This window comes from Peribacillus sp. FSL K6-5616 (assembly GCF_038008245.1).
GTDB classification, from domain to species: domain Bacteria; phylum Bacillota; class Bacilli; order Bacillales; family DSM-1321; genus Peribacillus; species Peribacillus frigoritolerans.
The window spans coordinates 5,117,788-5,141,015 of sequence record NZ_JBBOYT010000001.1 but is presented as its reverse complement, the minus strand read 5'-3'; the positions used below and the strand labels follow the sequence as shown (position 1 = coordinate 5,141,015).

Here is a 23,228-nt window from a genome sequence, read left to right as displayed (position 1 = left end):
AGCCATCCGAATTCGGCATGCAATCAAAACTCATTTTACTTATATTAGCGATGTCTCATTAAAGGGAATAGCAGGACGTCACGTATGGAAGGAGAATTGGTCAATAGCATAACCAAACGGTCAACGCCAATTCCGAGTCCGCCAGTAGGCGGCATTCCGTACTCTAACGCCTCCAGGAAATCTTCATCCATTTCATGAGCTTCATCATTACCTTGCTCTCGTTCTTTTAATTGAGCTTCAAAGCGTTGACGTTGATCAATCGGGTCATTAAGTTCAGTGAACGCATTTGCATGCTCCCTACCTACAATGAATAACTCAAAACGATCTGTGAAACGGGAATCTTCCGGATTTTTCTTTGCTAAAGGAGAGATTTCCACTGGATGTCCATAGATGAATGTAGGTTGAATTAACTTATCTTCCACCTTTTGTTCAAAGAATTCATTTACGATATGGCCAAATTCCATGGATTCCTTAATTTCAATCCCATTTTCTTTAGCAAGCTGCTGGGCTTCTTCTTTACTCATTTCATTCCAGAAGTCCACACCGGTATATTCTTTTACAGCGTCAACCATGTGAAGTCGTTTCCATTCCGGTTTTAACTCTATCTCATACTCCCCATACTGGATGGTAGTCGTGCCCAGAACTTCCTGAGCAATATGGGCAATCAGGTTTTCCGTTAAACTCATGATATCTTGGTAATCCGCATAAGCCTCGTATAATTCAATCAATGTGAATTCAGGGTTGTGTCTTGTGGATACCCCTTCATTTCTGAAAACCCGGCCAATTTCATAAACTTTCTCCAATCCGCCAACGATCAAGCGTTTCAGATGAAGTTCAATGGCAATCCTTAAATTCAAAGGCATATCCAAAGCATTATGGTGAGTAAGGAATGGGCGTGCAGCTGCTCCACCAGCAACAGAGTGCAATAGCGGCGTCTCCACTTCAAGGTACCCATGATCATCCAAATACCTTCTCATGGCTTGTACAATGCGACTGCGCATGATCAACGTATTTTTGCTTTCCTCATTTGTAATTAAATCGACATAACGTTTCCGGTAACGTTCTTCAACATCCTTTAGGCCATGAAATTTATCAGGCAACGGGCGAAGCGCTTTAGCAAGGAAAACATATTCTTTAGCTTTAATGGAAAGTTCCCCGACTTTAGTTTTGAAAATAACGCCAGTTACTCCTACGATGTCGCCAAGATCCGTTTGATTGAAAATTTGGTAAGAATCTTCACCTATGTTATCTAAACGGACGTAGATTTGGATTTGACCGCTAATATCCTGGATATGGGCAAATCCCGCTTTCCCTTTTCCTCGCTTCGTCATGACACGGCCAGCGATCGTAACTTCAATTTCTTTTTCTTCAAGATCTTCCTTTTCTAATTCACCATAAGCACTGATTATCTCTTGAGTGTTATGTGTGCGCTCGAATCTGCTCCCGAAAGGGTCTTGTCCATTATCCATCATAGCCTGCATTTTATCGCGCCTTACCTGCAGTTGGTCATTCAATTCTTCATGACTCACGAAAATCATCTCCATCTTTATTAATAAATGCTTTATATAATTAATCAGAAATTCTTTTGCATACATATTTATTCTTACATAAAGTTAAGGAATTCAACAGCTTTTTATCATAAAACATTGTTTATGTACATATAAAAACTGCCAGGATTACTGGCAGTTAAGATAAGCGTATTATAGGAAAATAGGAAGGTGATGTCAAATTCAGACCATTTGGATATTTTGTTGCTTCGCTTCCACTTCATCAACAAGTCCATAGAGAAGCTTCACAACATCTTCCCTTGTTTCACAATCATTAATTCCTTTGCGAGCCGTAGCATTCCCTTTAACACCCTTCAAATACCAAGAAGCATGCTTACGCATTTCACGAACGGCGACATTTTCATTTTTCAACGCAATCAGACGATCCATATGAAGCACGCAAACATCCATCTTTTCACGAACTGAAGGCTCATCCATCAGTTGACCGGTTTCAAGATATTTTACAGTCCGGTAAATCATCCATGGGTTACCTAGAGCTGCACGGCCGATCATGACTCCATCAACACCCGTTTCCTTGAGCATTCTTTCCGCATCCTGTGGAGTTTCCACATCACCGTTACCGATAAGGGGAATATTAATCGATTTCTTCACTTCACGGATGATGTCCCAGTTAGCTTTTCCTTCATACATTTGAACACGTGTTCTGCCATGCATGGAAACAGCTTTACCACCTGCGCGTTCAACAGCCTGAGCATTTTGAATCGCAAAAACGTGTTCATCATCCCAGCCTATGCGCATTTTTACCGTTACCGGCTTTTCAACAGCATCAACCACCGCTGAAACCATCTCATAAATTTTGTTTGGATCGAGAAGCCACTTCGCACCCGCATCACATTTAGTGATTTTAGGGACAGGACAGCCCATGTTGATATCGATGATGTCAGCAGTTGTATTTTTATCTACAAATTGCGCAGCTTCAACCAAAGATTTCTTCTCACCGCCAAAGATTTGCAAACTTAACGGCTTTTCTCTTTCATCTATATAAAGCATATTCATCGTTCTAGCATTTTTAAGAACGATTCCCTTGTCACTGACCATCTCCGCACAAACAAGACCAGCTCCAAATTCCTTGACAGTCAAGCGGAATGCCGAGTTACAGACTCCCGCCATCGGTGCCAGCACTACCTGGTTCTTCATTTCTATATCGCCTATTCTTAACACCTTGTGACCCCCTATAACATTCTTTCATTTATCCTCAGGTGGCTGAAGCTCCTCAATGGAAATATGAAGAATTTCCGCCACTTCCAGTAAAAATGCTTCTGAAGGGTTACGGTTCCCTCGTTCAACTTCTCCCAGCAAGGAAACGGAAACACCTATCTCCCTCGCAAACCCTTCCTGGGTATAACCCTTTAACTTTCGAAAAGCGCGAATACGCCTTCCCCATTTTTCACCTTCCATAATCGAACTCCTTCTTTATCCGAAATCTGTTCAAGCAGGTCGCTCAAAGGTGCATGCATTTGCGGAAGTGATATATCTGGGTCCACTTCCATTAAAGGCACGATAACAAAAGCCCTCTCGTGCATACGAGGGTGCGGGACTGAAAGAATCTCTGTCTCAATATTTTCATGATTATATAACAAAATGTCAAGGTCTAAAGTACGAGGACCCCACCTAATTTCCCTTTTTCTCCCTAAATCCTGTTCAATTTTCATACAAGCGTGAAGTAATTGTTCGGCTTCTAAATCGGTTTTCACTTTAAGGACAGCATTTAAAAAACAGTCCTGGTCTTCATATCCTATCGGGTCCGTTTCATATAATGAGGAGCATGACACCAATTTGATATGCGGGCTTTCAGACAATAATTGGAAAGCCTTTCTGAATGTTTCAAGGCGATCACCTAAGTTCGAGCCTATTGAAAGGTAAGCAATATTTCTCACAATCAGCGTCCCCTTACAATCTCTATAGCAACCGAATCATAGTGACCTGCTATTGGAGGATCTGGTTTATAAACCTTGACGGTGCATGTATCGATGGAAGAATATTTATTAAGCAGTTCAGAGGCGATTTTTTCAGCGACAGCTTCCACTAACTTAAAAGGTTCTCCCTCAACAACATTTTTACACACTTCATATAACTCGCCATAGTTGATTGAGTCTTCAAGGTTGTCACTCTTCCCTGCCTTGGCTAAATCAGTCTGGACGATTAAATCCACTTTAAATCGCTGACCAAGCTTCGTTTCTTCCGGAAAAACTCCATGATAACCGTAAAACTCCATTTTATTCACATATATCTTATCCATATCATTCACCTTTTCCTAATAGAGCATCCATCATCTTTGCAGTCCGTGCCATTTCCTTCACATCATGTACGCGAACCATTTGACAGCCTTGTTGAATGCCATGACAGATAGTGGCGGCCGTTCCTTCCATTCGCTCACCAGGCGGCAGGTCCAGAACATGTCCAATCATGGACTTTCTTGATGTGGCTAACAGAACTGGATAACCTAACGATACCAGCTTATCAAGATTCCTCATCATTTCTAAATTTAACTTTAAATCTTTCGCAAAGCCAATTCCTGGATCGAGTATGATGTTTTCATCCTTGACACCTGCATCCTTCACCAACATGATGCTTTCGAATAAATCTTGAAGTACATCCCGAACAAAATGTCCGTATTCCATATTACCCCTGTTATGCATCAAGATGACCGGCACCTTATATTCCGCAGCAACCTTCGACATCAAGGAGTCGGCTTTACCTCCCCAAATGTCATTTAATATATGGGCTCCTGCTTTTACCGCCACTTCCGCCACTCTTGATTTATACGTATCGACCGATATTGGAACCTCAATATTACGGGATATGGCCTCTATAATCGGGGCGACTCTCTCTATCTCCTCTTCCTCCGATATCCTCTCATAATTAGGTCGGGTGGACTCTCCGCCTACATCCAATATATCCGCTCCATCGTTGACCATCCGTTCGGCATGCTTCAAAGCAGCATCTATCCGATTATATTTCCCGCCATCCGAAAAGGAGTCCGGGGTAACATTCAAAATCCCCATAATTAAGGTTTTATTGCTGTAATCCAAATCAAATGAACCGCATTTTATTTTTGACGCTCCAGCTAATGACATCCAACGTTCTCCTTCACTTAAAGAAATCTATATATACGAGTTTACCCATTTACACAGGCATAGTGCAAGCTCCATGAAGATTCGGAACATCTCTGCAGACATTACTGCAAAAAGAAAAGCAAAGCCCCTAAGGAACTTCGCTTCTCATTTTTAGCGTCTTGTCTTACTCAAAGTTATATAATGGCGTACTTAAGTAGCGTTCACCATTACTTGGTATGATGGCAAGTACCTTTTTGCCTTTTCCCAGTTTGTCAGCCACTTTAATGGCAGCTGCGATTGCACCTCCAGAAGAAATTCCGCCAAGGATTCCTTCTTCTTTTGCTGCGCGGCGTGCATAATCAAAAGATTCCTCTGTATTGACTTGAATGATTTCGTCATAGAGATCTGTATTCAATATACTTGGAATGAAGCCTGCTCCGATTCCTTGGATTTTATGAGGTCCTGGCGTCCCGCCCGATAATACTGGGGAATCCGCAGGTTCAACAGCGTAAATTTTAATGTCAGGGAATTTCTGACGCAGGACTTCACCGGCACCTGTAATGGTTCCGCCAGTACCGATTCCGGCAACGAATGCATCCAGTCCTTCATCTCCAAAGGCTTCAACGATTTCAGGGCCAGTAGTGTTCCGATGTACTTCAGGGTTGGCTTCGTTTTCGAATTGCTGTGGAATGAAGTAACCTTTTTCTTTAGAAAGCTCAGTCGCCTTTGCGATTGCACCCTTCATTCCTTCAGGCCCAGGAGTAAGAACTAATTCTGCGCCATAAGCGCGAAGCAAGTTACGGCGTTCCAAGCTCATCGTCTCCGGCATAACCAGAATTGATTTATAGCCCTTTGCCGCAGCTACCATCGCCAGGCCTATTCCAGTATTTCCGCTTGTAGGTTCAATGATCGTATCACCTGGCTTAAGGGTACCATTTTTTTCTGCCGCTTCGATCATCGCAAGGGCGATACGGTCTTTTACACTGCTGCCTGGGTTAAAATACTCAAGTTTCAAATAAATATCTGCACTGTTTTCATTTTGAAGCTTGTTTAACTTAACAATAGGTGTTTGTCCAATTAAATCGATTACAGAATTAGCTATACGTGCCATTTTCTCCACTCCCTTATCATTTCAATACCGAGTATGTTTATTGGTTTTATAATTTTAAAGTTACCAGTTTTAATAGTTCATTGTCAATGATTATATACTATATTCTAAATTTTCTCACACAACCATTGACCTACTTTTCTTCCTTCAATCCATAAAACCATTCTACATCAAATTCGTCCCAGAAAATTTTCCCTGAGACCGGTGCCTGAATCTGTTCAAGAGCTATTTGGCGGTGAATCTTGTCTTTAACTTCTTCATATTCATATTGCTTGCCCTCTATTCTTTCATGCAGGTAGAGAACGGCCCAGCCATCCTCCGTTTGGATTGCATCACTCCACTTTTTCACCTTCAATTTCTCGGCAGCGGTAATGTATTCCTTGGATACTTGCTCGTTATCCTGTGATATATAACCCATGTCGCCCCCTTGATTGGCAGTAAATTCATCAAGGGACTTTTCCATCGCCAAGACATCAAAGGAGACACCTTTCTCCAGTTCACGTATGACTTGGTCTGCCTGCTTTTTTGTAGACGTGGTAATATGGGAAATATGGAAAGCAGTAGGGATTCTATAGATATCCTTATTATTATCATAATAATTCCGCATTGCCGTTTTGGAAACCGAAACGTCCTTGGTGAGGAGCTTCTCGAGGAGGAGACTCGACTGAATTTCCTGCCTCAATTGATCGTTACTTTTATTAAGGTTCTGACCGGCAGTCCCATACATCGTTTTCATCATTTTAAGTTCCCGATCTAGCTCTTCATCCGAAATTTTCACTTTGTATTTTTCAGCTGCCTGTTTCACTACCTCTTTATCGACCATTTCCTCAAGTACATCTTCCCCATATCTTTTTTCGAGCTCATTCATCCATGCGTCCCGGGAAATATCCTTCGACCCGACCTTCGCGGCCGTTTCTTCCCCAATGACGGTTTTTGAAATGATTAGTGGTTTTATGACAAAGATAATGATAGTCAATAGGTTCAACAAGGCAAGGCCAGCAATAATTGCCCGAAGCTTGTGTTTTGGCAAACCCTTATCCCCCGTACATTATTTTTTGGTTTCCGCTTCCAGTTCCTCAAGTTGTTCCTTAGAGAATTGGTAGGTCTGATTACAAAAATGACAATGCGCCTCCGCTTGTCCGTCTGTCTCAATAATATCCCGAATCTCAGCCTGCCCCAGGCTGATCAATGCATTCGCAATTCTTTCCCTTGAACATTGACAGGAGAACTGGACATCCACTTTTTCTAATATATTCACATTGCCCTCACCTAAAATTTCGGTTAGGATTTCTTCAGGAGTCATGCCGTTTTGAATCATCTTGGAAACTGGAGTAATCGTGCTTAGTCTTTTTTCGATTTTGGAAATCGTATCATCGGATGTACCCGGCATCAACTGAATGATAAATCCACCCGCTGCAAGGATTGAATTATCCGGATTCACCAGGACCCCAACCCCCACTGAAGAAGGCACCTGTTCGGAAGTAACAAAGTAATAAGTGAAATCTTCACCCAGTTCTCCCGATACAAGCGGTACTTGCCCTGAAAAGTAATCACGAAGACCAATATCTTTCACAACAGTCAACAATCCATCGGTACCCACCGCTTTCCTGACATCCAGCTTACCTTGCTCATTCAAATCAAAGTGGGTTTGCGGATGAGTGACATATCCGCGGACTTCTCCCTTTGCATTGCTGTCGACCAGGATGGATCCAATCGGACCACCGCCCTCGATTTTAATCGTCAGCTTTTCTTCACCTTTTAACATTCCACCCATCATAACGCCTGCCGTCATAGCCCGTCCAAGGGCAGCCGAAGCAGTAGGCCATGTATAATGGCGTCGCTGAGCTTCTCCTACGGTGTCTGTTGTTGAAACAGCATATGCACGAACCTGTCCTTCATAACCTAACGCCTTTATTAGATAATCCTTCATTTATATTGCTCCTTTCATGCTTTGTGTTACTTCTTCACTTGCTCACGATTACGTTTATAAATCAGCTGCAACCCCTTCAAGGTCAAAAATGGCTCCACAACGTCAATAACAGTAGACTCGTTAGCAATTAAGGTAGCCAGTCCGCCTGTCGCTATTACCGTTGGTTCTAGATTACTTTGCGCTTTAATTCGATTAACGATTCCTTCTACCTGCCCAACATACCCATACAAAATACCAGCCTGCATGGCGGACACCGTGTTTTTCCCAATAATTCCTTCCGGCCGGCTGATTTCTATTCTCGGAAGTTTGGCTGCCTTTGAATAAAGTGCCTCAGTAGAAATATTTATACCCGGGGCAATGGCTCCGCCCATGTATTGTTTATCCTCATTTATGTAGCAATATGTCGTTGCCGTACCAAAATCCACGATAATGAGAGGGCTTCCATATTCCTGAATGCCAGCAACAGCATTAACGATTCGGTCCGCTCCCACCTCACGGGGATTTTCGTATTTAATATTCAATCCAGTTTTTATTCCAGGTCCAACTATAAGCGGTTTAATTCCAAAGTATTTTTTGCACATGCGTTCAAGTGCAAACATAATTGGCGGAACTACCGAAGAAATAATGATTCCATCAAATTGATCAAACGTAAGACTTTCATGCTGCAACAAAGACTTTATGATCATTCCATACTCATCTTCTGTCTTATGACGGTTAGTCTCAATTCGCCAATGATATTTTAAAATATCTTCATCGTATACGCCTAATACGGTATTCGTATTCCCAACATCCAATACAAAAATCATCGTTTCATCACTCCGGTAAATTATTCTCCAACATCATACCACACTGTTATTTCCCACGCTATTAGTCGCACTTTTCGAAAGGTATCCCAGGAACTATATCATAATTAATTTAAGAGTTAAGAAAAGGGTATTTCCGAGGCGGAAATACCCTTTTGAATTTAGTCGATTAAGACTTTTTATTGTCGTCTTCGTTCGGGAAGGAAAGCGGCTGATCTTGAGGTGCACCTTCTTTGATTGGAGGAGTATTCAATCCTTCCTCCGTTATTTCAAGGTCCTCAGGTCCTCTCTTATCCAATGGATCCAATAGGGCCTCTTTTTCTTCCTTCTTCTTATTGATGTTCACCTTGACATTCTCATCAGTGGTTAAATTCCCATTCAGGGCCGTATAATCCCGATCTGGCAATTTACCATTATGGAATAAACCTTTGATTTGTTCCGCATCAAGTGTTTCCACTTCAAGCAGGGTTTTTGCAACCAAATCAAGTTTTTCACGATTTTCAGTAAGGATCTTCTTACATCTTTCGTATGCTTCCTTGATGATACGTTGAATTTCAAGATCGATTTCATATGCTATTGCATCTGAATAGTTTTGATCATTGTTGAAATCGCGGCCTAGGAAGACCTGACCTTGAGAATTACCGAATTGAAGCGGTCCGAGCTTACTCATTCCATATTCCATAACCATGCTACGAGCTATGCCCGTTGCACGCTGGAAGTCGTTATGCGCACCGGTACTCACTTCTCCGAATGTAACTTCTTCGGCTACACGGCCACCCAATAGTCCTACGATTTTATCTTTTAGCTCAGGTTCCGTCATGAAGAAACGATCTTCTTTCGGCAGCATAACTGCATAACCGCCAGCTTGACCACGAGGGACAATCGTAACTTTATGAACGACTTCGGCATCATCCAGAACCAGCCCAATAATGGTATGGCCCGCTTCATGCCACGCTACGATATTTCTTTCCTTTTTGGAAATGACACGGTTTTTCTTGGCAGGTCCGGCGATAACGCGATCCGAAGCTTCATCCAAATCGGACATATCGATCTTCTTCTTATCTTGACGGGCAGCAACAAGAGCCGCTTCATTCAGTAAGTTTTCAAGATCTGCACCAGAAAATCCTGGAGTACGCTGAGCGATCGCTTTCAAATCGACTGTTTCTGCTAATGGTTTATTGCGTGCATGCACTTTCAGCACTTCTTCACGGCCCTTAACATCAGGGCGGCCTACCGTTATTTGACGGTCAAAACGTCCCGGACGCAATAATGCCGGATCCAATACATCAGCACGGTTAGTCGCAGCGATGATTATGATTCCTTCATTACCACCGAAACCATCCATTTCCACCAGTAATTGGTTCAATGTCTGTTCACGTTCATCGTGACCGCCACCTAGACCTGCGCCACGTTGACGACCGACTGCATCAATTTCATCGATGAAGATGATACATGGTGCATTCTTCTTAGCATTTTCAAACAAATCACGAACACGGGATGCACCGACACCCACAAACATTTCAACAAAATCAGAACCACTGATTGAGAAGAAAGGAGTTCCGGCTTCACCAGCTACTGCTCGTGCAAGTAAAGTTTTACCTGTACCAGGAGGCCCTACTAAAAGTACCCCTTTAGGAATACGGGCTCCAAGCTCGGCATATTTGCGAGGGTCTTTCAAGAATTCAACGACCTCGACAAGTTCCTGCTTTTCTTCGTCCGCCCCGGCAACATCATTGAAGCGAACTTTTTTCTTATCATCATTATACAATTTCGCCTTACTTTTCCCGAAGTTCATGACGCGGCCACCACCGCCGCCCTGAGCTTGGTTAAGTAAAAAGAAGAAGAGGATAAAAATGATTACAAATGGAATGATGGAAGTGAAAAATGTCACCCAGCCACTTGTTTTTTCTGGAGGTTCCACAGTGATGATGTCCTTATCCAACTTGGTTACGGCATCATTTATCCGACTTTGCGAATATTCACTGAAAGGCACGTACGTCACAAAGAATTTGTTTTCCTCATAACCTTTGAGCTTTCCTGTGATTTCAAATACACTGCTTTCGGGCTGCATCGTAAGTGCAGTAACGTCCCCATTCTCCAAATGCTTATAGAATTCATCTTGGGTCATTTTCTCCGTTGGTTCATTGTTATTATTAAAAATGCTTACAATCCCAATGATGACCAAAAAGATCAGTAAATAAAATATGGTATTACGGAAGATCCGATTCATCCCTTACCTCCTCCCACGGGTAAACAAACTATAGTAAATACTATCATACAAAATTAATGAATTACAATAATTTAACACCGCTGTTTTTATCTGGTCTTCCCTTTCAAACAGGTACGATTAATTCGAGTAAATTTCAGGCTTCAATATGCCGATATACGGGAGATTACGATACTTTTCCGCAAAATCAAGACCATATCCGACAACAAATGCATCCGGAACGATGAACCCGGCATAGTCCGGAGTGATATCCGCTTTCCTGCCTGTTGGTTTATCCAATAAAGTAACGATTTTAATTGATTTTGCTTTTCGATAACGGAAAAGTTCCGCAAGATAGCTAAGAGTCAAACCGCTGTCGATAATATCTTCGATGATTAAAATATCCCGGCCTTCAACCGATGTATCAAGATCCTTGATGATTTTCACTTCACCGGAAGATACAGTGGAGTTACCATAGCTCGAAACATCCATAAAGTCCATTTCAAGATGTGTATCCACACGTTTCAGTAAATCTGACATAAATGGCATGGCGCCTTTCAGCACTCCGATGGCCAACGGGAACTTACCTTGGTAATCAGCTTCAAGCTGCGCGCCCAATTCCCTTATTTTCAATTGAAGTTCTTCCTCTGTTATTAAAACTTTTTCAATGTCGTTTTGCATGGTCATTGTAATTATTGCCCCCCATGAAGAATTAAGCTTTTTTATATTCTAAGTAAATTAAAGATTTTTCATCAGAAATTATATCCGGCTCAACATTCGACTTCTTTAAACCAGGCAGCCAAATCGCCGTACCCGTTTGATCGATGATGACCGGCCACACATTTCTTTCTAGCATCGGGATCTTTTCATTAATAAAAATATCCTTTAACTTTTTAGTTCCACCTAATCCCTTGACGGCCATCCGTTCGCCTTCATTCCTGGTTCGGACTGTAAGCGGAAACTGAACAGCTGATTCGGGAAGAATAAAAGAATGATTTCCCCTAAGTACCGGAATTTCTTCTTTTATATAGTGCGCTTTAATCTTATATCCATTCGGAAGAATAGTCTCACCGGGAATTTGTAATTTAAGGGAATATTCACGGCTTTTTTGCCGGAAAAATCTAAACGTGCAAGTTTGATATGATTTTTCCGCAATAAGGCCCTCCGGAAGATGCAATTCTGCAGATGGTTGAGGATTCAAAAACAAAACTAAAAGTTGGTCAATATGTAATGCCGAAAGCGATGAAGGTCTCTCCAAATAAAGATAGTTTAATATTAGTTGAATCGCCCTTCTTTGTAAAGGTTTAGGCATCGCGAGAACCTTATCAATCTGAATAACCGCTTGATCTTTATCCTGCTGGATCCAAACCTCGGACATTTTGCTTGAAACCAGGTTCAAAAAAAACTCTTCATCTTCATATAGCTCTTCACTGAATCGTTGAAAATGCTCATGAACCTTTCTATTTTCTTTCTTTAAAAACGGAAGAACTTCATGTCTAAAACGATTTCTTGCATAGACACCCGTTTCATTGCTCGGATCAAACCTTGGTTCAATATCATGGAGGCCTGCATATTCGATTATTTGGCTTTTCGTGATTTCAAGAAAAGGCCTGATCAGATTCCCTGTATGAAAACGTCTCTTTATGGGAATACCCGCTCTTGCCTTGCCTGTCGCCCCTCTTGTTAAACGCATGAGCATCGTTTCTATTTGATCATCTCCATGATGCCCCAGGACAAGCGTGGAGGCTTGATGCTTATCCATGACTTCCTCATAGAAAGCAAAACGCAGCTTTCTTGACGTTATTTGTGAACTTTCCCCCGTCTGCTCCATCCGGGCAGGAACATCGATCCTTTTTCCCTCAAATGTAATGCCCCACCGTTCACAAATATGCTCGACATATTTATAATCCCCATAGGATTCTTCACCACGAAACATATGGTCAACACTTGCTACGATCATCTCGTAATGAAAAAGAGGCTGAATTTCCTTAAGGATATGGAGAAGCACCAGCGAGTCCGGTCCTCCGGAAACGCCTATTAGCAACTTCGAGTTTTCCTTAATCAATTCGTTTCTATAAATGGTGCTCAGAACTTTTTCCTTTAACATACAATCTTCCTTCTTTATGGACAGGCATTAGTTTTATACGATTCAATCATGAAATGGTTTCAACCATTTCATGGCATTCACCTAATAACTATATCATAACAACTGTTCATATATGTAAAGAACATAGAGCATCGATATGATGGCAACCAACAAAAACGTTTCAAAAAAACCGCCGCTTTTCTTTTTTGATTGGTTTTGGGACCTTCTTGCTTGTCTTGTTGAAGGTTGCGCGGTTTGCTGCTGACCCGTCGCTGTCTGGTTCGGGCCCTTTTTCTTCGAATGATTTTGCTTACTTAGCACAGTGACCAGATCCTCCCGCATTTGGACGGCTGAATCATACTGCCCGCGGAGCGCCTTATCCAACATCTTCCTGTATGGATGCAATTCCTTTTTCTGCTTAATCAAGTCGTTAAGCTGTTTATACCCCTCCCCTTTCTTCTGGAAACGTCCGGGATAGGCAGAATTGATTATAATCATCGCCACAGCGAACAAGTCATATTGCGGATCGGCCTTTCTTGATCCAAGTCCCCAGTACCCCCTGTCAAAGAACTCGGTGAATTCTTTAACAGACCGCCCGATCAAGGTGGTTCCGCCAACATCCACGCACCGAACCTTATAGGCTGGTGATGTCACGATCAAGTTCTCGGGTTTCAAATCACCGAACACCCAGCCATTGGAGTGCAAGGCAGACAAGCTTGTTAAAAGCTGAAGCATCAAGACTCCAATCCATGACGACCCTTTCTTATCGATGAAACGCAAAAAATCGTGTCCATGGATATATTCCATGACATAAAAAGGGAGCTGCTTTCCTGTTTTCATGAAATCATCCGCTTCCAAAAAGGAAGGTCCAAGGGTAGACCCCTGGACCTTTGAAAAGGATTTTAGGATATTCATCTCCGAAATAATGGACGTCCCATTATCACTGAGCTTTAAAGCATAATGACGATTTCCGCTTTCAACCAAATAAACGATCCCGTTCGCTCCACACCCCAATTCCTTAATTATTTTGTACTGGTTTTTATTCCATTTTCCAGTGACCAAACTGCCAGGCAGAAGTTTACATTGATTCCTCAAAGTATTGTTCATCATCATGTGATAACAATCCCCTCAATGAACGTTTTTTGTTGAAATGAGTTAAAGCTTCACGAATGGCTGGACCTGTCGGAGTGAGTCCCCCTGTACTAAGCTTAGGAAAAGTTGCCGTCAAGGCTTCGAGGTTCGGGGTCCAATCCAGCAACTTTTCAACGTCATTTCTTTTCCCAGGAAATACGAATACGGAAAAACGGCTGTCACCCATCCTTGCATTCATACTAAGGGAAAGATCTAATAAGGAATCTTTTACTGTAGGCAGTTTATGTTTCATGCTTGCACTGGTGTCAACAAGAATCAGTACTTCGAGCTTGCTTGTTTCCCCAAGCTCATCGACCACCTCCATCACTTCTCCCCGTTTATCCGGCGGAAGATCCTCCATCGTTTTTGAATCTCCGAGTATTTGTTGAAGTTCACGATTGATGACTCCCTGTATCGTTTGAGTCATCGCCTTTTGTGTCACCATCTGGACGGTTTGGGACAACTGCTGCGAATAGACTACTTGACTTACGCCACCTCCTGAACCAGCAATCTTCTCGATTTCCTTAAGTCCTTTTTCATCTATCACATCATTTTCCATTACACCTATGACATTGATGGTTATGCCTTGCTCCCTTGCTAATTCAGCCATGGCAGACGGCTCCTCACCATGATTTGAACATCCGTCGGTTATAAGCAAAATCTGTCTTAATGTTCCTGCTTTCATGTTTTGCTCTCCCTTCCTATCAATTTGTTACCATAATTGACTAAAAAAGGGTAATTTATACGCAATAGACATTACATCAAGTCATATCATGGAGCGGAATGATTGAAAAGAGTTCATCCCATTACCTTTTATCCTTCTTCCATTTACACCACCTCATTTTGGGTTTTATTTATTTTATATATAAACGGCCTTTACTGGGCCTTTTTGCGTTTTGGGGAAACGGGAATGGATGCCCATTTCGGTGTGTTATGCTTAATTTTCGATGTCACCACTGTCATGTCATCATCTATGATGCCTTTTGTTCGGATGACCTCTTCCAATATTAAATCAGAGATTTCCTGCGGATCGTCAGTTTCCATTTCCTTGATTTTTCGTTTTAGCCAGAACTCGATATTTTCGACATGTGAGGGGCCATCGAACACTCCATCGCTCATCATGATTAATATATCCCCTGCCTTCAGCTCTTCTGATACTACATCAACATCGAAATCCTGGATGATCCCCATAGGGAGGTTACTTGATTCAATTTTTATTATCCTATCCCCCCTTTTAATGAAACTCGGTATCGAACAGATTTTTAAAAACTTAGCCCTTGCGTCCTGAAGATCAATCATTGCCAAATCAAGAGTCGAAAATATTTCATCGGTAGTGCGTAGAGATAATACGGAGTTTACGGATTTAATGGCTATTTTTTCTTCTATTCCCGATTGTAAAAATTTTTGTAGCAGCTTCAATGTTTCTGTACTTTCAAAATGGGCCCTTTCCCCATTTCCCATTCCATCACTAATGGCTATTGCGAATTTGCCGCAGCCAATTTCCATGGTCGTAAAACTATCTCCTGATACAAGCCCTCCCCCCTTGGCAGCATGAGCCACACCCGTTTCGACCGTGAATTTTTTTGCTGACCTAAATATCACCTCACATTGCCCGCTTGGATACGTTGCACACTCTTCTGAATGAACGACTATCGTTTCACCTAAAATGTCAGAAAGCATAGGTGCAATCAACTTTTCACATTCCCCTCTGCCCTGGCAGTATGGGACACTCATCTCTATATCAACATTTCCTTGTTCTAGACTGTATATTTCCACATGGCCTATGTGCAGGCCAAAATCCTGGATGGCTTCCAAAATGGATTCTTCATGTACATGATGATTCTTCCTTTCCCTTTGAATTTCTTTTGCAAAATCATCCATTACTGCCGAAACGCCCCGCAGTTGATCCGCCACTAGCTTCCGACTCTCCTTCACCTGCCTTTTTAATTTTTGGTTAGCTTCAAAATAAGTAAGCTCCTGTGATATCGCCCCGATCACCTGAGGCCCGCGACTGCAATATTTCCCCCATTCTTTCGAAGTTTTTTGGGGGAGCTGACCATTATTTTCACTTAATTGAAGCATAATTTCCTGCATGCCGTCATAGGTTGTATTAAAGTTCTTGGACCAGCATTGTTCCTTTTTAAAACAAAGCTGACACGTCTTTTCCGTTACATTACTTAAGAAGTAGTCGAATTCTTTCTCATCTTCCTCCAATCTTCCCCTTTCATCCACTTGGGAAAAGCTATTAGAGAGCGCCTCAAATACATGTGAGAATTGCTCCACCCTTTGAGCGGTGACATCCCTCACTTTTCGGGCATACTGCTGCTGTTCATCAGAATTCTCGACTGTTCCCGGTATATGTTTCGCTATTTTGTTGATGATGGATGACGGTGTCAATATAAATAGGGCCACAGCTATAAGTGATTCATAAAGGGTCACCATAATATTATTGGTGCCCTCACCATATAAACCTATCAGTAATGTGGCAATCAAGAGGCCGCTCGCAACCCCTATCTTCCTTCCCTCCTTCAATAGTCCGCCCAGAAGCCCTGAAAATGCGAGAAGGCTCATCTGATATAGACTGGCAATACTTGCCAAGCTGAATATCAATCCAGTAACTACACCTACAGTGGAGCCTATGGCGGCCCCTCCCGCCAGCCCGAAGAGGAGGACCAGGTATCGCGAGAATATATGGTCGAGTGATAAATCGTATATCATCCAGCCGATGGTTCCGGTCATCACCGAAGCCAGCAAGATGATGATGCTGACAATTTCCTCCGTCTTTAATGATTGGGACTTTGTCCTAACGGTCAGCATCGGGATGGACTGTATGAAGATTAAAGTTAAAATCATCGCGAGTCCCGCCTCTACTCCTACCATCATCAAGTCGTACAGCTGAATCGTTCGAAATACCAGATATTGCTCGGCCAGGTTGACCAGGAATAGTGAAGCGAAGACGTACATCGACATCGTCTTGAATTGTCCTTCCACGGCGGGCTTCTTGATCTTATGAAATAACAGGAGCAGGAACGCCGATGCAAAGATGACTAAACTATTCGAATAGTGAACGGTCAGCCCACCTGCAATCAATCCGAATAATGCCAGTGGAGCCCTATCACGCCTCATGAGAAAAACGGCTGCGAAAAACGGAAGTCCAAATGGTGCCAGCTGCGAAAGAATTAAAGCCCTTCCTAATAAGAAACCGATGATTGCTAAAGAGATACCTTTTTTTATGAATATGTCTTCACTCTTCATTTGCAGTTGTTGGATCCAATTGATGGCCCCTGCCTTCGCTTCTTTTAACTGAACATCTCCTAGAGGTTCCATCATAGGTCTTTCCACTTTTTCCATTTCAACACCCCATTCGTATTAGTGATTTTTATTATAAAGAGGGCTTGTCTATTTTTTTGTCAGAATTTTATAAGCGGATAAGAAAAACGTTCGACGAAATTCTTGTTGAATAATCATTTGTATACAGGTTTTTGTGCCTTTTTTTCCAATACAGAAACAGGTGTTCTTTTTTTTTTGAAGAAAAGCAAAGTTTTTAGGTTATTTTTGCGGAAAATAACCCGAATAAATAATCAGGAAATGGAAACCGACAAACTTTAATATTTTTGTTGACATTTTTTCTTCACGAATGTAAGATATAACTTGTGCTTCAGTAGCACTTACCATCATGGCGGCGTAGCTCAGCTGGCTAGAGCGTACGGTTCATACCCGTGAGGTCGGGGGTTCGATCCCCTCTGCCGCTATCTTTTATCATGAAACTTACGGCCCGTTGGTCAAGCGGTTAAGACACCGCCCTTTCACGGCGGTAACACGGGTTCGAATCCCGTACGGGTCATCAAATACCAAAAGCGCCTCTGCACACTTATATCAGTAAGTGTACAGAGGCGCTTTTTTTATGTCGTTGATAATAAAAGAAGACAAGCCGGCAAGCTTGCCTTTATCTACACTATGAATAATTTCACAGGAAAAGTTGCTAAACTATTATTTTTCAGCAGCAGTTTTATCCGCGTCTTCCTCCTCGACCTCCCCGTTTCGTTTCGGTGCTACGTTTTAGGGTCGTTAAGCGGTCTTCGCTATCTTTTAAGAATTTAGCCATTTTTTGCTCAAAGTTTTCTTTCGGTTGGAAACCATTACCTTTCGAGCGGAAGTCTTTGGAGCGGCTGTCATTCCCTCTACCTTGGCGCGGACGTGGTGTGTATGCAGGTTTTTGTTCAACTTCAGGACGGTCTATCGCTTTTTTTATGGACAAGCCAATCTTGCCATCTTTAACGTTGATGACTTTCACCTCAACTGTATCGCCCACTTTTAAATGATCATTGATATCCTTGACATAGTTATCAGCCACTTCACTGATATGGACAAGACCCGTTGAACCTTGAGGTAGCTCTACAAATGCACCAAAATTAGTTATGCCTGTTACTTTACCTTGTAACTTGCTGCCTACTTCGATTGACATAAAAAAAATGTTCCTCCTTAGAAATGTTAAAAAAATCTCTTCACCCTATATTATAACGAAAGTAAAAAAACAGTGTCAATATTAGTCACTATCTTCCTTCCCTTTTGGAAGGGTAAAAATGATTTCACCCTTTTCAGACAAGAAATAATCCCGTCTTGCTATTTTTGCTATATAATCGTCGTCATTAAGCTTTACGATTTCTTCCTTAAGAAGGGTCTCGTCTTTTTTCAATTCAGCTAACTTTCCCTTCAATTCTTGCTTTTGCTGAACTTTCTCATCCAGTGCAACATTTTGCGTTATGAGGGTGGAAACGGCAAAAATCAAAAAGACAGCGGCGAAAACTGAGTAAAGAGTTAATCTACGCATTAGACCACGCTTCTTTTTTTCTACGGTTTGTACTTTTTTCTCTTGTTGAGCGACGTAGGGATTTTCTATTTTTGCCACTTTCCTTTTACGCAGGCTACTCATTTTTTATCGCTCCTCATTTCTTTTTATTTTTCCATCCATTTAGCGTTCTAAATATAGAATTCTTTATTTTCAATAAAATCCCTTTTCCTTTATTATAAAACTTCCCGACGTTTTTCGTAACAAAAACCGGCAATAAATTCCATATATAAGTCAGAATCCATTTTAATGGTCTCCAGAATATATTCAAAATAAAGAGAAGTATTTTCCCCGCCCATTTCAATAAGGTCAAAACGAACTTACCTATCCCGATGATGATGGCTAATATGGATACTATTACCCACTTTATCGGTAGAAATATCAGCATGTGAACCGAATTTGCTATAAATCTCGCCAACTTTATCACAAGTATTATCAAAAACTCCAAAAAACGTTGATAGAATCCTTTGAAAAGTGCTTGATAAGCTGAAAAACCGCATAATAAGGCCAAAAATAAATAGAGGCGAAACTCTCCCTCATTCACTAAAAACAAAACATAAAAAATAAGGAGACCCTGAATGATCCAGAAAAGGAAGTCATGGATGAATACAATCCATCTTTTCCTTTCTGAACGATTCAGGAACCGGCTATACGTATCCAGGGCAGCTCCAAAGCCACTGCCCATGCCTATCATTGCAAGCAACGTATAAAATTGGATCGTTAAAGTCATTTGAACAACTTGCCAAAGAATCCTTTAGCTTTCTCCCCTGATTGCTCATCTAAATAAACAAGGTCGAAAATCTTTCCCTTAATGGAAACGATGCCTTTATCCACGTCCAAATTCTTCATTTGCAAGTTTTGGCCCCGGATAGATAAGAATCCCATTGACGTTTCGAGCAGAAACTCTTCATTATCAAAGCTTTCAACTTGTTTGACACCGGTAATATCAAGTAAACGGCGGCCTTTCATCGTTACATCATGCTCTTGGGTCGTTCCCTTTGTGTAACCAGCATTCGGATCAATATATTGGCTCATTTCATCATCCCTCACAGTACCACTGATTTTGTACAAGTGTATGTCCGTAAGAGTGGAATTAGAACCAAGCCTGTCCTTACTCCTCCGCTAGCTTTTCTTCCTTTACGATGGTATACATATCTGCAGCCGCTTCTTTTTTCGTCGTTTCTTGAATTTTATCGACACGTACCGTAACAAGCTTTTGACCGAATCTGACTGTCAGCTCATCGCCATCTTTCACATTAGAACTTGCTTTGGCCTGTTGTCCGTTAATCGTGATTCTCCCTTTATCCGCAACCTCTTTCGCAAGTGTGCGGCGCTTGATCAACCTTGAAACCTTTAGGAATTTATCCAATCTCATCGACATTCAAATCTCTCCCTTAATTAAAGTCCTTTAGCTTTTGCTTCATCCCAATATGAATCCAATTCTTCCAATGTATAATCCTCAAATTTTTTGTCTGCCCTTTGAATGCACTCTTCTATATATGTAAAACGCTGGTGGAATTTCTGGTTTGCTTTGTAGACGGCTTCTTCCGCTTGTATGTCATAATAACGTGAAATGTTGACAAGCGCAAAAAAGAGGTCGCCCAGCTCTGATTTTATTCTTTCGGCATCCCTGTTCGGACTTAATATTTCCTCTTCCAATTCCTGCACTTCTTCCCTGACCTTCTTCCAGGCTTCGGAAACCTCATCCCAATCAAATCCAACCTTCGCAGCCCTTTTTTGATACTCTTCGGCCCGAAGTAAGTTTGGCAGCGATTTCTCAATACCATCCAGTATGGATTTCAGAGCTTTTGATTCGCCCCCCTTTTCACCTTCTTTGATTTTTTGCCAGTTCACCAATACATCTTCCTCACCGTTCACTTCAACATCTCCGAATACATGAGGGTGGCGCCGAATCATTTTTGCCGTAATGCCTTCAATCACATCATCTATCGTGAACATGCCCTCATCTTCACCTATTTGTGAATGAAGCATCACCTGAAGCAGGACATCCCCAAGTTCACCAACCATACCCTCATCGTCACCTTCATCGATGGAATCAATCAGCTCATATGCTTCTTCTATTAGATATTTCTTCAAGCTTTCATGAGTTTGTTTCTTATCCCACGGACATCCGTCAGGACCTCTAAGTTCTGCGATGACCCGCCGCAGCTTAGAAAACTCCCTATATCGTAAAGCTTCATCTTTAACTGGCGGAACATAAACACTCGTCAAGTTACTTAACTCCATCTGACGGTCGAGTTCGAAAAGGGCACATTTTGTCACTTTTTCCTGACTGCTGCCTGCCGCAGTTACGATATATACCTCGTAGTCATCCGGTAGCTTTTCCATCAAAGTCAGCTTCACATCGGATGCACTGAATGCGTCATATACCTGTCCGATTATCATATGCTGGGTAATGTGTAAATCATCCGGTGAAAGATCTGTTCCATCCAATAGCTGAAACCCTTCAATTGGATCGATCCTAACAGCCTGAAACAACGGGTCAAGGAAACTTTGCCCGCCTTCGAGCTTAATGGCTATTCCAAGAGCCGGACCCTTTTCAAGCAAAAGCTGTACCGTTTTTTCCGCAACCATCGGATGCCCCGGAACTGCGTATAAAACGGAACGGTTCGAGGCCTCGTCTAATAATGTTTCGGCAATTTCTTCATATACGTCTTCAAATTGGTCGTGCTTTTCATATATCCCGTCAAACGCCGTGAAATTTATTCCTTCCCTTTTCAAATCCCCGATTACCGGATGATCAGCCGTTCTGACGTAGCATTGTTCCGTTTGAACCAATTTTTTATAAATCCCTAGTGGAAGCTGCTCTAAATCCCCAGCACCAAGGCCTATTATCGTAATCTCATTCATGGTTTCGTATACTCCTATTCGTTATTATAAATCGTTTAAGCTTTGAACCTGCAGGTATAAGTGAAAGTTCTTCTTCACCGAATAAGCCTGCACGAATGGCGGTCATCAGAAACACGGCTGCACCGATCCCTACACCGATCAAAGCTTGGACCGTAGCCAACAACCGGCTTTCGCCCGAGGACATCCATTCGAATAAACAATTGAATAAAACAACCGCCGCACCCATGTAAACCGTACTCTTCAGGATTATTAGCACATGCCGCTTTTCAATTAATGTCTTTTTGATATGTACTCTCAATACCACATAAAATAATACCGTCATGATCATATACGCAAGTACTGTTGCCGAGGCTGCTCCCGCGATTTTGTAATGGGGCACCAGAACAAGGTTCAAAGCCCACTTGCTGCCCACCCCCACAATCGTGATGATCACCGGCACGAACGAATGACCTAAACTTTGAATCACTGCCGCTTCCGCCATTATGAGGGATGTGAATAAAATCGATAAAGAGAATATTGCTAAAGTAATCGTCCCTTTAACATCAGTGAACAGCATATGATTGACAGGCTTCATCGTCACCACCAGCCCGATCGCAGCAGCGACCCCGATCGTCGCACTTACACGAAGCGCCAATTTGATCTTATTCAATAATTCAAGTTGACTTTTACTCTGAACGAATCCGGATATGACAGGTACTAGCGCCAATGCAAAAGAATTAGCCACGACTGTACCTAGCTGAAGCAAAGGCTGTCCTCGATCATATACCCCTTTCCATTCTTTGGCTTCCCTTTCCCCCATCCCCGTTTCCCTTAGCAGGGAATACAGGTGCAGTGAATCGACAAACTGAAACAAGATAAGGATCAAACCAGTAATGCAAAAGGCCAACCCTTGGAAAACCAAGGCTTTGGAAATTTTGATGAAATTCACCGGTTTGATTCTCATTCGTAAAAAAAGCTTCCATTCTTCTCTTAAAATAACGAAAGCAATAAGCAGTACCAAGCCAGTAATGCCGCCTGTTATCGAACCGAGGACCGCCCCCTTGCCGACAACATATTCAGAGTAGCCCTGATGCACGAATATTGTGGAAAGGACCAGTATCGTCAATACCCGGATGCATTGTTCAGCGACCTGCGAACTTGCCGTCGGTAACATGTCGTTTATTCCTTGAAAATAGCCTCTTAATACAGAAGAAATCGGCATTAATAAATAGGAATAGGCAACGATCCTCAGCAGACCGGCTAAATGCGGATCCTTCATCCATCCTGCAATCCAATCGGCGCCAAGGAATAGTGCAGCAAACATCATGACACTTATCGAACTTAAGACGACGAATGATGTCACCAATATGTCCTTGACCGCAAAGTTATTTTTGGAAGACTCCCGTTCTGCAATAAGTTTGGATATGACTACCGGAAAGCCGATTGTCGATAATGTAAAAGCAACACCGTAGAAGGGATAAACCTGTTGATAGATATAAAACCCGATGTCACCCGCAATGTTCTGATAAGGTATGCGATAGGCCGCGCTCAAAACTTTTACGATAATCGCTGCAGCACTCAAAATCAGCGCACCTCGAAAAAGTTCATTTGATGTTTTATTAGGCTTTTCAGCCATTCTTT

Annotated in this window: 23 protein-coding genes and 2 tRNA genes; 2 read left to right on the top strand and 23 right to left on the bottom strand. The window is 42.1% G+C overall.

Features of this window, described 5'->3' with window-relative positions; translation table 11 throughout:
- Positions 1-44 precede the first annotated feature (44 nt).
- From lysS to spoIIE, 16 genes are all read right to left on the bottom strand, one after another.
- On the bottom strand, positions 45-1,538 hold the full coding sequence (lysS, locus tag MHB45_RS24995) for a lysine--tRNA ligase (RefSeq protein ID WP_161798638.1): 1,494 nt from the start codon (positions 1,536-1,538) through the stop codon (positions 45-47).
- Between the two features lie 192 nt (positions 1,539-1,730).
- The gene (gene dusB, locus MHB45_RS24990) at positions 1,731-2,729 is read right to left on the bottom strand and encodes a tRNA dihydrouridine synthase DusB (protein WP_048690049.1); all 999 of its coding nucleotides are present in this window, start codon (positions 2,727-2,729) and stop codon (positions 1,731-1,733) included.
- A gap of 24 nt (positions 2,730-2,753) precedes the next feature.
- Positions 2,754-2,966, bottom strand: a complete 213-nt coding sequence (locus MHB45_RS24985) for a helix-turn-helix domain-containing protein (RefSeq protein ID WP_034316283.1) — start codon at positions 2,964-2,966, stop codon at positions 2,754-2,756.
- The gene (gene folK / locus MHB45_RS24980; RefSeq protein WP_072273916.1) at positions 2,918-3,445 is read right to left on the bottom strand and encodes a 2-amino-4-hydroxy-6-hydroxymethyldihydropteridine diphosphokinase; all 528 of its coding nucleotides are present in this window, start codon (positions 3,443-3,445) and stop codon (positions 2,918-2,920) included. Before folK ends, MHB45_RS24985 begins: the two co-directional genes overlap by 49 nt.
- Before the next feature lie 2 nt (positions 3,446-3,447).
- On the bottom strand, positions 3,448-3,807 hold the full coding sequence (gene folB / locus MHB45_RS24975; protein WP_048690042.1) for a dihydroneopterin aldolase: 360 nt from the start codon (positions 3,805-3,807) through the stop codon (positions 3,448-3,450).
- Between the two features lies 1 nt (position 3,808).
- Positions 3,809-4,645: a dihydropteroate synthase gene (gene folP, locus MHB45_RS24970; RefSeq protein WP_340908131.1), complete on the bottom strand. Its 837-nt coding sequence runs from the start codon at positions 4,643-4,645 to the stop codon at positions 3,809-3,811.
- Positions 4,646-4,808: 163 nt separating this feature from the next.
- A complete protein-coding gene (gene cysK, locus MHB45_RS24965) occupies positions 4,809-5,735 on the bottom strand; it encodes a cysteine synthase A (protein WP_048690037.1) in 927 nt (308 codons plus the stop codon).
- A 130-nt stretch (positions 5,736-5,865) separates the two neighbouring features.
- Positions 5,866-6,762 (bottom strand): peptidyl-prolyl cis-trans isomerase, encoded by an 897-nt coding sequence (locus tag MHB45_RS24960; protein ID WP_048690035.1) that lies wholly within the window; start codon positions 6,760-6,762, stop codon positions 5,866-5,868.
- An 18-nt stretch (positions 6,763-6,780) separates the two neighbouring features.
- Positions 6,781-7,662 (bottom strand): Hsp33 family molecular chaperone HslO, encoded by an 882-nt coding sequence (hslO, locus tag MHB45_RS24955; protein WP_034316295.1) that lies wholly within the window; start codon positions 7,660-7,662, stop codon positions 6,781-6,783.
- Positions 7,663-7,688: 26 nt separating this feature from the next.
- Positions 7,689-8,468, bottom strand: coding sequence for a type III pantothenate kinase (locus MHB45_RS24950; RefSeq protein WP_048690032.1), 780 nt, complete (start codon positions 8,466-8,468; stop codon positions 7,689-7,691).
- 166 nt (positions 8,469-8,634) lie between these two features.
- Entirely contained in the window at positions 8,635-10,695 is a 2,061-nt protein-coding gene (ftsH, locus tag MHB45_RS24945) for an ATP-dependent zinc metalloprotease FtsH (protein WP_081088801.1), read from the bottom strand.
- Positions 10,696-10,812: 117 nt separating this feature from the next.
- On the bottom strand, positions 10,813-11,352 hold the full coding sequence (gene hpt / locus MHB45_RS24940; RefSeq protein WP_048690059.1) for a hypoxanthine phosphoribosyltransferase: 540 nt from the start codon (positions 11,350-11,352) through the stop codon (positions 10,813-10,815).
- 31 nt (positions 11,353-11,383) lie between these two features.
- A complete protein-coding gene (gene tilS / locus MHB45_RS24935; RefSeq protein ID WP_048690031.1) occupies positions 11,384-12,778 on the bottom strand; it encodes a tRNA lysidine(34) synthetase TilS in 1,395 nt (464 codons plus the stop codon).
- Positions 12,779-12,871: 93 nt separating this feature from the next.
- Complete coding sequence (locus MHB45_RS24930) at positions 12,872-13,870, bottom strand: protein kinase domain-containing protein (RefSeq protein ID WP_309247755.1); 999 nt, start codon at positions 13,868-13,870, stop codon at positions 12,872-12,874.
- The gene (locus tag MHB45_RS24925; protein WP_034316300.1) at positions 13,836-14,573 is read right to left on the bottom strand and encodes a VWA domain-containing protein; all 738 of its coding nucleotides are present in this window, start codon (positions 14,571-14,573) and stop codon (positions 13,836-13,838) included. Before MHB45_RS24925 ends, MHB45_RS24930 begins: the two co-directional genes overlap by 35 nt.
- A 191-nt stretch (positions 14,574-14,764) precedes the next feature.
- Complete coding sequence (gene spoIIE / locus MHB45_RS24920) at positions 14,765-17,239, bottom strand: stage II sporulation protein E (RefSeq protein ID WP_048690029.1); 2,475 nt, start codon at positions 17,237-17,239, stop codon at positions 14,765-14,767.
- 327 nt (positions 17,240-17,566) lie between these two features.
- Between spoIIE and MHB45_RS24915 the strand changes: the two genes are divergently transcribed.
- Together MHB45_RS24915 and MHB45_RS24910 are read left to right on the top strand one after the other, a co-directional pair.
- Positions 17,567-17,640 (top strand) — tRNA-Met (locus MHB45_RS24915).
- Between the two features lie 20 nt (positions 17,641-17,660).
- Positions 17,661-17,732, top strand: a tRNA-Glu gene (locus MHB45_RS24910).
- 165 nt (positions 17,733-17,897) lie between these two features.
- Here the strand turns inward: MHB45_RS24910 and MHB45_RS24905 are convergent.
- The 7 genes from MHB45_RS24905 to MHB45_RS24875 form a co-directional block, all read right to left on the bottom strand.
- Positions 17,898-18,353, bottom strand: coding sequence for a S1 domain-containing RNA-binding protein (locus MHB45_RS24905; RefSeq protein ID WP_034316303.1), 456 nt, complete (start codon positions 18,351-18,353; stop codon positions 17,898-17,900).
- A gap of 81 nt (positions 18,354-18,434) precedes the next feature.
- The gene (locus MHB45_RS24900; RefSeq protein ID WP_034316305.1) at positions 18,435-18,821 is read right to left on the bottom strand and encodes an FtsB family cell division protein; all 387 of its coding nucleotides are present in this window, start codon (positions 18,819-18,821) and stop codon (positions 18,435-18,437) included.
- A gap of 13 nt (positions 18,822-18,834) precedes the next feature.
- A complete protein-coding gene (yabQ, locus tag MHB45_RS24895; protein ID WP_048690026.1) occupies positions 18,835-19,467 on the bottom strand; it encodes a spore cortex biosynthesis protein YabQ in 633 nt (210 codons plus the stop codon).
- Positions 19,464-19,772: a sporulation protein YabP gene (gene yabP, locus MHB45_RS24890; protein WP_034316308.1), complete on the bottom strand. Its 309-nt coding sequence runs from the start codon at positions 19,770-19,772 to the stop codon at positions 19,464-19,466. The genes yabQ and yabP overlap by 4 nt, the downstream gene beginning before the upstream one ends.
- 76 nt (positions 19,773-19,848) lie before the next feature.
- Entirely contained in the window at positions 19,849-20,112 is a 264-nt protein-coding gene (locus MHB45_RS24885) for an RNA-binding S4 domain-containing protein (RefSeq protein ID WP_034316386.1), read from the bottom strand.
- A 23-nt stretch (positions 20,113-20,135) separates the two neighbouring features.
- Positions 20,136-21,608, bottom strand: coding sequence for a nucleoside triphosphate pyrophosphohydrolase (gene mazG, locus MHB45_RS24880; protein WP_048690024.1), 1,473 nt, complete (start codon positions 21,606-21,608; stop codon positions 20,136-20,138).
- Positions 21,601-23,223 (bottom strand): putative polysaccharide biosynthesis protein, encoded by a 1,623-nt coding sequence (locus MHB45_RS24875; protein ID WP_072273917.1) that lies wholly within the window; start codon positions 23,221-23,223, stop codon positions 21,601-21,603. Before MHB45_RS24875 ends, mazG begins: the two co-directional genes overlap by 8 nt.
- Positions 23,224-23,228: the final 5 nt, after the last annotated feature.

What these genes read in the sequence shown, in the direction of transcription:
- spoIIE (WP_048690029.1), bottom strand. Translation starts at nt 17,239, where the DNA reads ATGGAAAAAGTGGAAAGACCTATGATGGAACCTCTAGGAGATGTTCAG.
- cysK (WP_048690037.1), bottom strand. Translation starts at nt 5,735, where the DNA reads ATGGCACGTATAGCTAATTCTGTAATCGATTTAATTGGACAAACACCT.
- tilS (WP_048690031.1), bottom strand. Translation starts at nt 12,778, where the DNA reads ATGTTAAAGGAAAAAGTTCTGAGCACCATTTATAGAAACGAATTGATT.
- MHB45_RS24950 (WP_048690032.1), bottom strand. Translation starts at nt 8,468, where the DNA reads ATGATTTTTGTATTGGATGTTGGGAATACGAATACCGTATTAGGCGTA.
- MHB45_RS24985 (WP_034316283.1), bottom strand. Translation starts at nt 2,966, where the DNA reads ATGGAAGGTGAAAAATGGGGAAGGCGTATTCGCGCTTTTCGAAAGTTA.
- folP (WP_340908131.1), bottom strand. Translation starts at nt 4,645, where the DNA reads ATGTCATTAGCTGGAGCGTCAAAAATAAAATGCGGTTCATTTGATTTG.
- yabQ (WP_048690026.1), bottom strand. Translation starts at nt 19,467, where the DNA reads ATGACTTTAACGATCCAATTTTATACGTTGCTTGCAATGATAGGCATG.
- MHB45_RS24930 (WP_309247755.1), bottom strand. Translation starts at nt 13,870, where the DNA reads ATGATGATGAACAATACTTTGAGGAATCAATGTAAACTTCTGCCTGGC.
- MHB45_RS24875 (WP_072273917.1), bottom strand. Translation starts at nt 23,223, where the DNA reads ATGGCTGAAAAGCCTAATAAAACATCAAATGAACTTTTTCGAGGTGCG.
- MHB45_RS24925 (WP_034316300.1), bottom strand. Translation starts at nt 14,573, where the DNA reads ATGAAAGCAGGAACATTAAGACAGATTTTGCTTATAACCGACGGATGT.
- yabP (WP_034316308.1), bottom strand. Translation starts at nt 19,772, where the DNA reads ATGAGCCAATATATTGATCCGAATGCTGGTTACACAAAGGGAACGACC.
- MHB45_RS24905 (WP_034316303.1), bottom strand. Translation starts at nt 18,353, where the DNA reads ATGTCAATCGAAGTAGGCAGCAAGTTACAAGGTAAAGTAACAGGCATA.
- hpt (WP_048690059.1), bottom strand. Translation starts at nt 11,352, where the DNA reads ATGCAAAACGACATTGAAAAAGTTTTAATAACAGAGGAAGAACTTCAA.
- MHB45_RS24900 (WP_034316305.1), bottom strand. Translation starts at nt 18,821, where the DNA reads ATGAGTAGCCTGCGTAAAAGGAAAGTGGCAAAAATAGAAAATCCCTAC.
- folB (WP_048690042.1), bottom strand. Translation starts at nt 3,807, where the DNA reads ATGGATAAGATATATGTGAATAAAATGGAGTTTTACGGTTATCATGGA.
- lysS (WP_161798638.1), bottom strand. Translation starts at nt 1,538, where the DNA reads ATGATTTTCGTGAGTCATGAAGAATTGAATGACCAACTGCAGGTAAGG.
- ftsH (WP_081088801.1), bottom strand. Translation starts at nt 10,695, where the DNA reads ATGAATCGGATCTTCCGTAATACCATATTTTATTTACTGATCTTTTTG.
- mazG (WP_048690024.1), bottom strand. Translation starts at nt 21,608, where the DNA reads ATGAATGAGATTACGATAATAGGCCTTGGTGCTGGGGATTTAGAGCAG.
- hslO (WP_034316295.1), bottom strand. Translation starts at nt 7,662, where the DNA reads ATGAAGGATTATCTAATAAAGGCGTTAGGTTATGAAGGACAGGTTCGT.
- MHB45_RS24885 (WP_034316386.1), bottom strand. Translation starts at nt 20,112, where the DNA reads ATGAGATTGGATAAATTCCTAAAGGTTTCAAGGTTGATCAAGCGCCGC.